Genomic DNA, 14670 nt, shown 5'->3' on the forward strand with positions numbered 1-14670 from the left:
CAAAGGAGGACAAAACTGTGCATAAGCTTTCCTTGGAACAACGTATAACATCGATGCAGACTCTCTTCATCCCTGAATCAATCGCAATTATCGGGGCTTCGGCTGATCCCTCAAAGCCGAGCGGACAGCCGCTGGAATCGCTGCTGGCCAATGGTTATAAAGGGAAGGTTTATCCTGTCAACCCCAAGTATAATGAATTGTACAACATTCCATGTTATCCCAGCATATTTAATGTTCCCGGAGATATCGGCCTGGCAATTATTGCAGTACCTGCGGCAATAACCATATCGGCGCTGAAAGACTGCGTTTCCATGGGGGTTAAATCCGCTGTGGTATTTACCTCCGGATTCGCAGAGATGGGCGGTAAGGGGAAAGTTCTGCAACAGGAGATGACCATTCTGGCCAGGGAAAGCGGAATGGTAATTTGCGGGCCCAACTGTATGGGAATTTTCAGCGCCCACAACGCACTAATGGCCAATTTTGCCGTGACCAGACTTCCTGAAAGGACGATTACAGACAGTTTCCTCGGGTTTATAAGCCAGAGCGGCGGTTTTGGTGCGGCTTGTTACAGCTCAATCAGTGAACGGGGTATTGGTTTCAGCCATTTTGTCAGCACTGGTAATGAAGCTGATTTGGAGTTTTCTGAATACCTGGCCTATATGATCGCAGACACCAACACCAAGGTTATCGGCGGTTACCTGGAGGGTGTGAAGGACGGGGTGAAACTGGCCAGGGCAGCGGAAATGGCCATTGAGGCAGGAAAACCCGTATTGCTGATGAAACCCGGAAGACACGAAGTGGCCGCCAGAGCAGCGGCGTCTCATACGGGGGCGATGGTTGGGTCTGACAGGGTTTACGATGCTCTTTTTAAGCAAAAGGGGATTATCAGGGTGGAAAGCGTGGAGGAGTTAAACGAAGTGCTTAACATACTTGTTTCCGGTAAGATTCCCCAGGGCAGGAAGGTTTGCATACTGGCCACTTCCGGTGGAAGTGGCGTAATGCTGGCAGATAAATGCGTAGAATTTGGACTTGAAGTTCCCGAATTATCCGCAGATACCCGAAATAAACTGGATAAACTGCTGCCTGATTTCGCTTCCAGTATTAACCCGGTGGATATCACCTCCCAGGTAATGACCCAGCCTGCGCTATTGCGCCAGTGTGCAGAGATTATACTGGCAGATCCCGGTATTGATATTTTAATGCTGTGCTACTGGGCCGAAACGTTGGGTGAAGTTGAAATAATAGAACAGATAGCCGAAATAAGTGGTTCCACGGATAAAATGGTGTTAAATCTGGTGAATGGCCAGGAAGAGGCGGCACGTGATACTCTGGAAAAGCTGCATGATAAACTTATACCTGCATCCCGAGATGGTGAATACGCCATAAGGGCACTTAAGCTGCTGACTTGGTATAATGAAAAGAAAATCGGCTACGGGTCGGAGCTTTCTTTTCCGGAACTGCCTGCCGGCGCCAGGGAGGAAGTGGCGGCCTATCTGGACGATTTTGCTCCGGGGGCAAAACTGACGGAGTTTCAAGCCAAAAAGATATTAAGGGCATACGGTATACCCTGCACCAAAGAGATACTGGCTGTCGGTCCGGAGGAAGCCGTGGAAGCCTCCGCAATCTTAGGCTGCCCGGTGGCAATGAAAATAGAGTCACCTGATATACTGCACAAAACCGATGCCGGCGGTGTTATGCTGAATATCGACAGTCCGGAAAAAGTTCGGGAGGCCTTTACCAGGATTACTGCCGCTGCCGGGGAATATAAAAGAGACGCTGATATCAGGGGGGTGCTGGTACAGGAAATGCTGCCCCCGGGTACGGAGTTGATTGCCGGGATATCAAGGGACAGCGTATTCGGATCGGTGGTATTATTCGGATTGGGTGGTATATTTGTTGAGGTCTTAAAAGATGTAGCCATGCGTATACCGCCTCTCAGTGAAATCGACACCATGGAAATGATGGATGAAATCAAAGGGAAAAAGGTACTGGAAGGAGTGCGGGGCAGACTACCGGTGGACAAAAAGGCGCTATCACAGGTGTTGCTAAGGCTTTCCATGCTGGCTTCGGATTTCCCGCAAATTGCAGAGATGGACATTAATCCCCTGCTGGCCTATCCGGACGGGGTTGCTGCGGCGGATGCGGTCATTGTTTTAAAAGCATAACTTTTCCTTAACATGAAATGAATATCATAATAATTTACACCCATAATTCTGACAAAGTTTAGAAGCCAAAAACCTATTATTTATAAGAGGTTGCGGCTTTTATTTTTCCCCGATTTAAACACTGATAATAATGAATAAAAATGCTAATGTAATAATCTATATTGAAAAAATTGCCCAACAAAAAGTTCTTTGGGAGAGCAAGAATTTTAGTAATTATCCTTCAAAATCAGCCGATGAACGTTGGGAAAGCGATGGGTCAGAGGTCGTGTTGCAGCGGGAGAACTTCTCGTCGTCATTCGTTGAATTGAGTGGTTTATCTATGACAATATACTTTGGTGCGGACAATGGGCGGGGAAAGCTCCAAGGTTGCGATATGGTATGGGATCTGCTGAGACGGGCTCCCTATTCTGGGGCCCTCTTAGCGATTTGACTAGACCGGTTTTCATCGTTCTGGCGTTTTGTGTTCCTCCCGAAATAATGACCAGCCTCCTATCCGATTGCCTGTGAATCGGGTTGCTACTCTGGTTAAGGAACTAGATTGTATGATAACGACTATTACGATTTAAGAGGATGGGAGAGTCGAGGATGCCTCAATGCGATTTAACATCAATGCAATACCAAATCGCATCATGGTGAAATGGAGCAAATTTATCGAATTCTGGAGCAGCCCTTGGGGGCTAATTTGAAATTAAATGCCTAGATGCATCTTTCATCGAGACATTAATTATACAAACCAATTAGCAATCAGCTATAGGGTAAATTAAGAATGATGGTACGAAAATTGCAACATTAATATTCAGATTCTTTTGAACTTTGGCATATTTTAAGGAGGGGTAAGATTATGTTTGGAAAGGACATATTAGATGATTAACCAATCAAGTATCAATAATACAGAGAATAATACGAAGGATTTCGAGACCTGTGGCGTTAAGAATATCTCTAAATGTATGAAATGTCATGGGATTACAAGAGGAGTACAGCCATCTTATTATCATGAATGTGGAACACCACATCCTTGGACTTCAAACAGATTTAAGGATTTAATAAAAATGGTAGAGTATTTTGAATTAAATCCTGAAGATGCAGAATGTTAAAGAGTTCAGTCGGTAAATAGACACTAATTTGAGATTAAAGAATGGAGGTTGTTTCAAGTGTCTCAAGAACTTAAACTGCCGGGACCAAAATCTAAAGCGCTGATTGAGAGGAAAAATCGCTGTACAGCTCGAGGAATTTCTCAGGGAACTCCTTTATTTATTGAAAGAGCAGAAGGTGCCTTATTAATCGATGTTGATGGTCATGAATTTATAGATTTTTATGGCGGGATTGGTGTTTTAAATGCGGGTCATTGTCCTAAACCTGTTGTTAAGGCCATAAAGGATCAAGCAGAAAAATTAATTCATACTTGTTTTATGACTTCCATGTATGAAGGATGGGTCGACTTAGCAGAAAAGCTGACTCAAATTGCACCGATAACTGGCGATCTAAAAGTAACATATGTTAATAGCGGTGCTGAAGCCGTAGAAAATGCCATAAAAATTGCGAGATCTTATACCAAAAGGACTGGCGTTATTGCTTTTGAAATGGCTTTTCATGGGCGGACAAATCTAACAATGGGGTTAACCAGTAAAGTTAAACCCTATAAATCTGGTTTTGGCCCCTTCGCCCCAGAGATTTATAAAGTCCCATCAGCATATTGCTATCGTTGTTATTATAAATCGACTTACCCGGGTTGTGGAATGCACTGTCTAGAACAATTTGAACGTTTCTTTGCGGCTGAAGCAGCCCCGGAATCAATTGCAGCAATGATTATCGAACCGGTACAAGGGGAAGGTGGTTTTATTGTTCCGCCAAAAGAGTTTTTACCGGGTCTGAAGTCGATAGCCTCAAAACATGGCATTGTTTTTATAGCCGATGAGATTCAAACAGGTTTCGGCCGAACAGGGAAAATGTTTGCTGTTGAACATAGTGGAGTAGAACCAGATCTTATGACGATGGCAAAATCAATTGCCGCTGGGATGCCCTTAAGTGCAATCGTTGGCAAATCTGAAATCATGGACGCTCCCGGACCTGGTATGCTTGGGGGCACTTATGCAGGAAATCCAATTGCTTGTGCAGCCGGTATAGCTACCATCGATTACATTCAGCAAGAAAATCTTTCGTCACGCGCAGCTTGGATCGGCAGAACCGTTATGGATCGATTAAAAACAATGCAGGAGAACTATCCTTTAATCGGGGATGTTCGGAGTCTTGGGGCTATGGTTGGAATTGAACTGGTTAAAGACCGTGTGACAAAGGAACCTGCAAAAGAGGAAACTTCTGAAATTACTCAAGAATGTTTGAAACATGGCCTTGTGATTATTTCTGCAGGAGTTTTCGGAAATGTAATTAGGATGTTAATGCCTCTGGTTATCACGGATGATCAGCTTGAGAAGGCCTTAACTATTTTAGATGCCGCCTTTGCGAAAGTTCAAGGAGCTTAATAGAAATAACTGGTATTTTTCGACACTTTTGGAATAACAGATAAGGAGTTGTTCTAATGTCGTACGTAAAAGAAGCATTCGAAACAGTCAAAAGGCGAAATCCGGGCGAACCTGAGTTTCATCAAGCTGTTGCTGAAGTTCTCGAGTCTTTGGAACCGGTCATTGATAAACACCCGGAATATCGGGAGGCACGTTTGCTGGATCGCATTGTTGAACCTGAAAGACAAATAATTTTTCGAGTTCCGTGGGAGGATGATCTTGGCAATATTCATGTTAACAGAGGTTTTAGGGTCCAGTTCAACAGTGCCATCGGGCCTCATAAAGGAGGATTGAGATTCCATCCTTCCGTAAATTTAGGGATTATCAAGTTTTTGGGATTTGAGCAGATTTTTAAGAATTCCTTAACCGGTTTGCCCATCGGTGGAGGTAAGGGTGGTTCTGACTTTGATCCTAAAGGGAAATCAGATAGGGAAGTCATGCGATTTTGTCAGAGTTTTATGAGTGAATTGGCTCTGCATATTGGCCCTGATGTTGACGTACCTGCTGGAGATATCGGAGTGGGCGGCCGAGAAATCGGTTTCTTATATGGCCATTATAAGCGTCTCAAGAATGCTACTGAAGCAGGGGTTTTAACTGGTAAAGGAATTCCTTTCGGCGGCTCTCTGGCCCGAACTGAAGCGACCGGATATGGTACTGTTTATTTCTTAAGTGAGATGTTGGCTGATAAGGGTTTCGAGTTAAAAGGTAAATCTGTCGCTATATCAGGTTCAGGTAACGTATCCCTTTATGCCTGTAAAAAATGCCAGGAATATGGGGCAAAGGTCGTCGCGATGTCCGATTCTAACGGGTACATTTATGACAAAAATGGAATTGACTTAGATTTAATGATACGTCTTAAAGAAATTGAGAGAAAAAGAATTAAAGAATACAAGAACTTTCATCCGGAAGCCGAATTTGGTGAGAACTGCAGGGATATCTGGTCGCTGAAATGTGATGTGGCATTACCCTGTGCTACGCAGAACGAGCTGAATGGTAAAGAAGCAGAGGCTCTTATTGAAAATGGAGTTATTGCGGTAGCAGAAGGAGCAAATATGCCTTCTACGGCTGAAGCAGCAAAATTGTTTCAAGAGCGTAAGGTCTTGTTCGGTCCTGCCAAAGCTGTAAACGCTGGAGGGGTTGCGACATCTGCTCTGGAGATGTGTCAAAACAGCATGAGATACTCTTGGACCTTCGAAGAAGTTGACCAAAGACTTCATAAAATTATGGTCAATATCTATACTATGACCAAGAATGCTGCCAAAGAATTTGGCATGGAAGGCAATTTAATTGCCGGCGCAAATATAGCCGGCTTCCAGAAAGTTGCTGCAGCCATGATGTCTCAAGGTATTTATTAGGACTTGGTTTGGAGAATTATTATGGATACTTCGGACTTTTATAAAACCCAGTTTTCAGGTTTTCATGACTTGATGAAATTTCGGGTCCGGGAGATTTTACTGGTTTCCAGTCCTTATGATGCCTTTGTGCTAGAAGAAGACGGTCGTTTATCTGAGAAAATCTTTGGTGAATACTTAGATATGAACCTTCAATTCGTTCCCCGTATTCGCAGGGTTTCCTCGGCAGAAGAAGCGTTTTCCGCAATGCGGGAAAGAACCTATGATTTGATTATTACCATGGCCAGAATTCGAGATATGAACCCTCTGGAATTTGGAAAACGCGTTAAGGAAGCCTATCCTGGGAAACCCGTTGTCATGCTTACTTACGACACACTCAATAATGAACTGCTTAGAGAAATTCGAGAGACCAAAACCATCGATAAGATATTCTATTGGTCCGGAAACAATACAATTCTGTTAGCCATCATTAAGTATGTAGAGGATCTCGGAAACTTAGAGTCTGATTGCCGAGAGGGTGTTCAAGCAATTTTGGTGGTTGAAGACTCGCCTTGGGCGTATTCTCAGTTCTTGCCTATTATCTACACAGAAATTATGAAACAGACGAGCTACCTCATTTCAAAGGGTATTAATAATCTGCATCGTCTGTTGAGGATGCGGGCCAGACCCAAAATATTACTGGCAGAGACTTATGAGGAGGCTATAGAGTTCTTTAACAAATATCGGCACAACTTGCTGGGAGTAATATCTGATATGGGCTATCCGAAAGAAGGGCAAATTAACTCGCAGGCAGGTCTGCTTTTAGCGAAAAAAATCAAGGCGGAGATTCCATACCTTCCGTATCTGATTCAATCCAGTGAACTTGCGCCAGAGGATAAGGCACATGAGATTGGGATCAACTTTCTCAATAAAAACTCTCCCAGTATGCTTTTGGAACTAAGTACTTATGTAAAAGAGAACTACGGTTTTGGTGACTTCTTGTTTAGGCAACAGGATGGGAGCATTATTGCCAGGGCATCTATTATCGACGAATTTGAGGAAATTATTCGAATCCTGCCCCAAGAAAGCTTAATATTTCATGCTAGCCGCTATGATTTTTCAAAGTGGTTCAAAGCCAGAACAGAATTTGAATGCGCAGAACAAATCCGTCGTGTGGATGTTTCTGATTTTCAAAACCCAGAAGAGCTAAGGGAATATATCCTGCAAGTCATTAAAATGTATTTTAAGCGCATTCAGGAAGGAGTCATCACGGATTTTGGGCAATCAAAAATGGACATGGACAATTCTTTGCTTAAATTAGGTAGTGGTTCACTTGGAGGAAAAGGCAGGGGAGTAGCGTTCTTTAACTCTATCCTATCTCAAACGGAAGTCTTTAAAAAGTATAACAACATTAGGATTAAAACTCCCCAATCCTTTGTTATTTGCAGTGAGGTATTCGAAGAATTTCTCGAAATTAATTCGTTGCAGGAAATGGCTATCGTTACCGAGGTGGAAGAGACGATTGCTGAAAGGTTCCTAAACTCCGAACTTCCATTAAAAATTAGGAACGAACTTCGTATCTTAATCGATAAGATTCACTATCCATTGGCAATAAGGTCATCAAGTATTCTTGAAGACTCACAGATGCTGCCCTTTGCGGGAATATACAGTACTTTTATGCTGCCTAATAACCATCAGGACCCAGAAATCCGCTTGCAGCAGCTCCTTAATGCCATAAAGCTCGTGTATGCATCCGTTTATTATAAGTCTCCCAAACGCTATGTTAAAAATGCAGATTTACGAATCGAAGAGGAAAAAATGGCAATTTTGATTCAGCAGATTGTCGGAGATGTTCATGGGGATGTCTTTTATCCGGTAATATCCGGGGTTGCCCAATCCTATAACTTTTACCCTATCTCCTATATGCAGCCTGAACATGGAATTGTTAGTCTGGCTTTAGGTTTGGGCAAGGCTGTTGTTGACGGAGAGCAAGTTTACCGTTTTTCCCCTGCTTATCCTAAGATGAATCCCGATTTTGCTTCTACGGATGATTTTTTAAAAAAATCTCAAAACAAATTTTATGGTTTAAAGTTAGCCGATCCTTCTATCGAAATTTCCCAAGACACAGGCTGTACTTTAGGGGCATATACCTTGGATCGTGCAGAAAAGGATGGTACTTTGAGTTTTGTAGGCAGTACGTATTCCAAGGAGAATGATACCATCTGCGATACCCTAATGATTTCCGGACCAAGAGTTGTGTCATTTGCTCCGGTTTTAAAATTAGGTCTCTTTCCACTGACCAATATTATCAAGGATTTATTTGTTCTCGGAAAAAATGCCTTCGGCACGGATATCGAGATTGAGTTCGCTATCAATATTCCAGCAGACTATAAAAAGGAGATCGAATTTTATTTCCTTCAGATTCGCCCGTTAGTTTCCGGAAGAGAATTACAGGAAGTTATGGTCAATGATTATCCAGACGATCAGGTTATGTGCAAAAGCAGTCATACGATTGGCAATGGAATCTATGAGAATATATACGATATCATTTACGTTAATCCGGATACTTTTGATCGTAGTAAGACCAGGATTATTGGACAAGAAATAGGTGAATTGAATCAATATTTGTTTATTGAAGCTCGTAATTACCTTCTCTTGGGTTTCGGACGACTAGGTTCCTCGGATCCGTGGCTGGGAATCCCTCTGACCTGGTCACAAATATCCCAAGCGAAAGTGGTCGTTGAATCAGACTGGGAGACCCTTCAAGTAGAACCTTCCCTTGGGAGTCATTTTCATCATAACCTTATATCGCTGAGAATGGGTTATTTTCATATTGGTAAGGAAAATAAATCCGAATTTGTTGACTGGGCATGGCTCAAGAGGGCACCGATTCTCAAGCAAACTGAATATGTCAGGCTGATTCGCTTGAAAGACCCTTTGACTGTGAAGATTGATGGTCACGGTTGTCATGGAGTCATTATCAAACCGAACTGAATTGCATTAACATAATCCGGTATGCAATGTTCATGCATTGCATGACTGATCAGTATTGTCCATAAGCTAAAAGTTAGATCAAAGAAATCACATCGACTTTCTGTTAAACAGTGGACAAATTATTAAGGAGGGGATATACTGATAATGTTCAGAATAGTTAGATAATAGGGCTGAAGGCTCTAATATGCGTGCAAAACGCTTATTAGAGCCTTTAATAACTTTGTGTATGTAAATTTATTACATAATTAAAAACTATTTACAACGATTCTATAAAGTTTAAAGATTCGTCTAAAATAATTCTCTAATGCATTATTTTAATGCCTAGGTGCATCTGCTGGTTTATCCACCTAGAGAAAAGCAAGAGAGCAAAATATAATAAGTCGGCAAAATTGAAATGCAATTTCGCATTAAAAGAAATTATATATGCAGAATTTTCTTAATAAAATTAACAATTAGAATTTAAAATGCCGTTGGCATAGAAGTTGCTATAAAAATAACTAGTCGAGGTGGTAAACTATGAAATTTGAAGCAGGGTTTCAGGAAATTTATCATGGCGTTGTGATGGTTAATACAGATGGGTATATTTTAGCTTGCAATAAGGCCGCGAAAGAGTTATTAGGCATTGATGGCCAGATTGTTGGTGAAAGAGCCCGAGAGGTGCTGCCGGATTCAGCAATGTATGATGTATTGAGCACAGGCATCCCTGTCATCAATAATAAGGTTGATATCGGTGGCAGAGTGATACTCTCGAATCACAAACCCGTATATGAAAGAACCAAATTAACTGGGGTCGTTACATCCTTTCAAGATATCACGGACTTAGAGGCTATTGCCCAGGAATTAGAAGCCACAAAAAAGCTTAATAAGGAATTGGAAGCAATTTTTAGTTCTTCCTACGACGAAATTTATGTTACTGACGGGGAAGGTTACACTCTTAGGGTGAACAAAGCTGGTGAGCGTTTGTATGGAATGAAAGCTGAAGAATTAGTTGGCAAACATGTTTCGAAATTAGAGAAGCTAGGATTGTTTTCACCAAGTATCACTCCTCTGGTTCTAAACTCCAAAAAGCGAACCACCTTAATCCAAACGACCAAAAGCGGCCAGAAAATCATTGTTACTGCAAACCCGGTTTTTGATGAAAAAGGACAAATTATTCGAGTCGTTACCAATTCGCGGGACATTACAGAACTAAGCAATTTACGTCAACGCTTAGAAGATACAGAAAAACTAATGGATAATTATCGCCTTGAGATAGCGAAGTTACGCAAGGAGAGGATAAAGACTGCCGAAATTATCAACCAAAGTGTCACCATGCAAAAAATCATTGAACTTACCGAAAAGGTCGCAACCGTTGATTCAACCGTTTTAATAGAAGGGGAGTCAGGTGTTGGCAAAGGAGTGGTGGCTTTAAAAATACACCAAATGAGTAAACGTTGTAATTTTCCATTTATTACGATCAACTGCGGTGCTATTCCGGAGAATCTGATGGAATCGGAATTGTTTGGATATGAAGGAGGTTCTTTTACTGGGGCAAAAAAAGAAGGTAAGAAGGGTCTTTTTGAAACCGCTGGAGGTGGAACCGTTTTTTTGGATGAAATCAGTGAACTGCCTCTTAATCTTCAAGTGAAGTTATTACATGTCATCCAAGACAGAAGACTAAGAAGGGTTGGAGGAAGTGACTATATCGATATCGATGCCCGAATCATTGCTGCTACAAATCGCAATATTCCCCGACAGGTTAAAGAACGAAAGTTTCGGGAGGATCTTTATTATCGCTTAAATGTGATTCCCGTTGTCGTACCGCCAGTTAGGCAGCGTAAAGAGGATATCCCAATTCTCATTGAGCATTTTCTAAAGGCGTTCTTCCAAAAATATGAGGTACATAAAATGATTGTTCCTGAGACGATGGATCTGTTGCTTAATTACAATTGGCCGGGTAATGTCCGTGAAATTGAGAACTTGGTTGAGAGATTGGTAGTAACCGTAGATGGTTTGGAGATTTTACCGGTTCATTTACCGGAATATATTGTACATACCGATGGGAGTTCCGAAAAGGTTTTCGTGATGGATATTTGTCCTCTGAAAAATGCCACCGAAGAAATGGAACGACAACTATTAAACAAGGCCTTACTCAAATTTCACAATACCTATAGAATGGCAGATGCTCTTGAGATTAACCAATCAACGGTAGTAAGAAAAATGCAGCGTTACGGTATTATTAAGGAATAAGTTTACATGTTTTTAGAAAAATCAGCCAGCACATTCTAATTACCCTTGATTTAGGTATTTTTCTAAAGGTTGTCTTGAGAAGTACCTTTGTTTATACATAGCTCGAAAAGGAAGGAGTTGAGATAAGATAAGTACGGTATGAAACCTAAGAACCGGTAAACGCAACAACTCACATATTGCTAAGACTTTTGAGGAGGAGAAACTATGTTTAAAAAGTTCTCGATTAAACATGTTTTAGCGTTAGTTATGACGGTAGGCCTTATTGGAACATCCGCCGGTTGCGGCAGTGCTCCATCGGGCGGAACCGCAAGCTCGGATGCTCGAGATTATTTTAAGGTAGGGGTTATTACCTCGTTGTCTGGTGCTGAAGTTGAGGGTGGGAATCTTACGAAATATGGATATGATCTTTGGGCTGATACTGTGAACCAAAAAGGCGGTATTAAAGTTGGGGATAAGAGCTACCAGGTTAAGCTAGTTTATGCTGATGACCAAAGTGATCCTTCTGCAGGAGCCAATGCTGCGGAAAGAATGATCACATCCGAGAAAGTGGATTTCATTCTTGGACCGTATACCAGCGGTGTTACAAAGGCTGTGGCTCCAATTCTCGATAAATACAAAGTTCCAATGATTACAGGGTCTGCAGAATCGCCCTCAATATGGACACAGAAATTTGCTTATACGTTTGGTACAATTCCCGCAGCAGATTTAACAGCCATTTCGCCTTTAGAGACTCTATCTAAAGTACCCAATCCGCCAAAAACAATTGCTATCCTCGGTGTTAATGACGCTTTTTCAAAAGCAGTAGCAGAGGCATTTAAAGCAAGTGCTGAGAAAAATGGAATGACTGTTGTTAAGTATGATATTGTTCCGGCAGGTACAGACTTTACGCCGTTAATAAGCGCTTGGAAACAACTTAACCCCGATGTAGTTGCCGTAGGTGGCCATGAAACTGAACATATGCAGATTATCAAAGGAGCAAAGTCGTTAGGGTTGATGCCCAAAGCTTTCGTTATGCACTATGGTATTACGAATCCGGATTTTACCAAGAATCTTGGAAAAGATGCCGATTATGTATTTGGTGCCGCTCCTTGGACACCTAGTTTACAACTCCAAGATAACTTGTTTGGTACAGTTCAAGATTATGTAAAAGCCTATCAAGCAAAATATAATGCTGTTCCCGATTATACTGCAGCAGGTTGTTCAACTACCGGCGAATCCTTTATGGCAGCATTAGCTGAGATCGGAGCAAAGCCCCCTCTCTCTGATCAGCAAAGAGAACAACTGGCCAAGGCACTTGAAAAGACCGAAGTTAATACTGTTTTTGGGACCATTAAATTCGCAACTGAGGGAAACTGGTACCATGATAATGTGGGTCAAAAAGCTATGGTTGTTCAAATGGTTAATGGTGAACAAGTTGTTGTCGGCCCGGAGAATATGAAAGTCAAAGATCCTATTTATCCAGTTCCAGCTCTCAATGCTCGTTAAATCATACTAATGAATGATTATAAGGAAACTTGGCTTCAGGTTTCCTTATAATCCCAAGGGGGATTTTCATATGGAATTGCTAATGCAAACCTTGGTCAATGGTATCCTAATTGGTGGAATTTTTATTGCAGTTGCAGTAGGATTTTCTATTGCCTATGGAGTCATGGATATTGTCGATTTTGCCGTAGGAGAATGGATAATGTTAGGGGCTTTTAGTGCCTTTTGGATTAATCATTATACGCATTATGATCCCTTGATGCTCATACCGGCGATTGCCTTGTTTTTTGCTTTAATCGGTTATCTTTTTCAGCCTGTCATTCAAAAAGTTGTAAATATCAAACACAGAAGTGCGGCTCTCATGGGCTTGGCGTTCACCTTTGGTTTATCCACCTTATTCAGAGGTTCCGCTTTAACGTTATGGGGGTTTAACAACCGTAATCTCGTGACTGTGTTATCTGAAAAGAATATGTCAATATTCGGGATAACCGTCCCGGCTATAAGAGCAGGAGCTACATTATTTTCGATTTTGATGACAGTAGCTTTTGCCTTCTTTCTTTATCGTACCAAGACAGGGATTACGATTCGAGCAGCAGCTGAGAATAAATCGGTTGCCGGTTTAATGGGTATCGATGGGCATCGAATTGCACGGTTGGTCTATGCCATCTATGTTGGCTTAACCTCAATGTCAGGTGTCTTTATAGGTTGTATTTTTTCGGTTTTTCCTGATATGGGATTACGCTATACAGCATTTGCCTTTTTTGTAGTTGTCGCAGGAGGCATGGGGTCCTTCTCCGGAGCAATCATTGCCGGCTTGCTTCTGGGATTGATTTCAAGTTTTGTTTCCGTCTATGTTGGCGGGGCTTATGTATTCTTGATCTTATTTTTTATCCTGTATTTAATTCTGGTATTTCTCCCGAAAGGCATTTTGGGAAAAGGTTGGTAGAAAGGAGGTATCTTCTTGATAAAATCACTATCGTTTAGTCCTAGGAAATTGATCCTTTCGATAGTTTCTCTTGTTGTTTTAGGTGTTTTGCCTTATCTTATTCCATCCTTTCAATTGCGGATCGCGACGGGTATTATGATGTGGATTGGTTTAGCTTTAAGTTGGAATATGCTTGGCGGGTATATGGGTTATATTAGTTTCGGTCATGGCGCTTCCTTTGGTCTGGGCGCTTACATTACCGGGTTACTGATGACCCAATTACAGTTGCCGTTTTTTATCGCCTTATTGATTGCGGGAATTTTGACCTACATTTTTGCAGTTTTGGTAGGATATCCGACACTACGTCTCAGCGGTTCTTATTTTGCCATAGGGACATGGGCCTTTGCAGAAATGATGCGTCAATTGGTTCTGGTCATTAACATATCAGGTGGTCCTGAAGGGATGCGTTTGCCGCCGATGCTTGATGATTATTTCTTTTACTTCGTTATGTTGGGTCTGGCCTTGCTGGTTTTCATAGTCGCCTATTTCTTTTTCGAAAATCACGATTTTGGCCTGAAAGTAAAGGCTGTACGTGAGGAAGAAACTGCTGCACGAACTTTAGGATTAAATACAACTTGGATTAAGAACCAGGTTTTTTCACTTAGCTCAATGTTTGCTGGGATAATAGGCGGGGCTTATGCTTATTGGATTACGTTTATTCATCCGGACAGTGTGTTGGGGCCACTGATTGCTGATCAAATGGTGATCATGGTTCTCCTGGGGGGAATCGGAACATTATTCGGGCCGGTTATTGGGGCGATTGTTCTTTATGTCGGGAATCAATATATGCTGGCTGCATGGGGCCAAAGTTCTGCGTATCTAATTATCCTTGGGGTGGCGATCTGTCTTGTAATCCTATTTCTGCCTGAAGGACTTTTGAGTTTGCCAAAAGTTTGGAAAGGTGTACACAGGCGTGTTTTCACGACCATACTTACCCCAACTCGCAAATCAAAAGTTTAAGGTAT

At 41.8% G+C, this 14670-nt stretch carries 10 protein-coding genes and 1 pseudogene; 10 read left to right on the forward strand and 1 reads right to left on the reverse strand.

All coding sequences use genetic code 11. The annotated features are described in order from the left end of the window. Positions 1-17 precede the first annotated feature (17 nt). The 6 genes from DESOR_RS14485 to DESOR_RS14510 all read left to right on the forward strand — a co-directional run bounded on the left by DESOR_RS14485 (position 18) and on the right by DESOR_RS14510 (position 9009). The gene (locus tag DESOR_RS14485; RefSeq protein ID WP_014185335.1) at positions 18-2165 is read left to right on the forward strand and encodes an acetate--CoA ligase family protein; all 2148 of its coding nucleotides are present in this window, start codon (positions 18-20) and stop codon (positions 2163-2165) included. A 130-nt stretch (positions 2166-2295) separates the two neighbouring features. Further along, positions 2296-2595 (forward strand): hypothetical protein, encoded by a 300-nt coding sequence (locus tag DESOR_RS14490; protein ID WP_042331247.1) that lies wholly within the window; start codon positions 2296-2298, stop codon positions 2593-2595. Positions 2596-3028: 433 nt separating this feature from the next. After that, the gene (locus DESOR_RS31020) at positions 3029-3259 is read left to right on the forward strand and encodes a DUF2321 domain-containing protein (protein ID WP_042331249.1); all 231 of its coding nucleotides are present in this window, start codon (positions 3029-3031) and stop codon (positions 3257-3259) included. Between the two features lie 57 nt (positions 3260-3316). Further along, on the forward strand, positions 3317-4645 hold the full coding sequence (gene gabT, locus DESOR_RS14500) for a 4-aminobutyrate--2-oxoglutarate transaminase (protein WP_014185336.1): 1329 nt from the start codon (positions 3317-3319) through the stop codon (positions 4643-4645). A gap of 56 nt (positions 4646-4701) precedes the next feature. Then, entirely contained in the window at positions 4702-6039 is a 1338-nt protein-coding gene (gdhA, locus tag DESOR_RS14505; RefSeq protein WP_014185337.1) for an NADP-specific glutamate dehydrogenase, read from the forward strand. A gap of 21 nt (positions 6040-6060) precedes the next feature. Beyond that, positions 6061-9009 (forward strand): PEP/pyruvate-binding domain-containing protein, encoded by a 2949-nt coding sequence (locus DESOR_RS14510; RefSeq protein WP_014185338.1) that lies wholly within the window; start codon positions 6061-6063, stop codon positions 9007-9009. A 445-nt stretch (positions 9010-9454) separates the two neighbouring features. On the opposite strand, the pseudogene DESOR_RS31025 reads toward DESOR_RS14510, so the two are convergent. After that, positions 9455-9505: pseudogene (locus DESOR_RS31025) on the reverse strand (hypothetical protein); the annotation flags it as partial. 20 nt (positions 9506-9525) lie between these two features. Here DESOR_RS31025 and DESOR_RS14515 point away from each other — a divergent pair. From DESOR_RS14515 to DESOR_RS14530, 4 genes are all read left to right on the forward strand, one after another. Then, positions 9526-11238: a sigma 54-interacting transcriptional regulator gene (locus tag DESOR_RS14515; protein ID WP_014185339.1), complete on the forward strand. Its 1713-nt coding sequence runs from the start codon at positions 9526-9528 to the stop codon at positions 11236-11238. 204 nt (positions 11239-11442) lie between these two features. Then, positions 11443-12723, forward strand: coding sequence for an amino acid ABC transporter substrate-binding protein (locus DESOR_RS14520; protein ID WP_014185340.1), 1281 nt, complete (start codon positions 11443-11445; stop codon positions 12721-12723). Between the two features lie 70 nt (positions 12724-12793). Then, positions 12794-13666, forward strand: a complete 873-nt coding sequence (locus DESOR_RS14525) for a branched-chain amino acid ABC transporter permease (RefSeq protein WP_014185341.1) — start codon at positions 12794-12796, stop codon at positions 13664-13666. Positions 13667-13681: 15 nt separating this feature from the next. Further along, positions 13682-14665, forward strand: coding sequence for a branched-chain amino acid ABC transporter permease (locus tag DESOR_RS14530; RefSeq protein ID WP_014185342.1), 984 nt, complete (start codon positions 13682-13684; stop codon positions 14663-14665). Positions 14666-14670: the final 5 nt, after the last annotated feature.

Source organism: Desulfosporosinus orientis DSM 765, from assembly GCF_000235605.1.
GTDB classification, from domain to species: Bacteria; Bacillota; Desulfitobacteriia; order Desulfitobacteriales; family Desulfitobacteriaceae; genus Desulfosporosinus; species Desulfosporosinus orientis.

Bases quoted from the DNA above. Each gene is read 5' to 3' on its own strand.
- DESOR_RS14490 (WP_042331247.1), top strand. From the start codon at position 2,296: ATGAATAAAAATGCTAATGTAATAATCTATATTGAAAAAATTGCCCAA.
- DESOR_RS31020 (WP_042331249.1), top strand. From the start codon at position 3,029: ATGATTAACCAATCAAGTATCAATAATACAGAGAATAATACGAAGGAT.
- gdhA (WP_014185337.1), top strand. From the start codon at position 4,702: ATGTCGTACGTAAAAGAAGCATTCGAAACAGTCAAAAGGCGAAATCCG.
- DESOR_RS14510 (WP_014185338.1), top strand. From the start codon at position 6,061: ATGGATACTTCGGACTTTTATAAAACCCAGTTTTCAGGTTTTCATGAC.
- DESOR_RS14515 (WP_014185339.1), top strand. From the start codon at position 9,526: ATGAAATTTGAAGCAGGGTTTCAGGAAATTTATCATGGCGTTGTGATG.
- DESOR_RS14520 (WP_014185340.1), top strand. From the start codon at position 11,443: ATGTTTAAAAAGTTCTCGATTAAACATGTTTTAGCGTTAGTTATGACG.
- DESOR_RS14525 (WP_014185341.1), top strand. From the start codon at position 12,794: ATGGAATTGCTAATGCAAACCTTGGTCAATGGTATCCTAATTGGTGGA.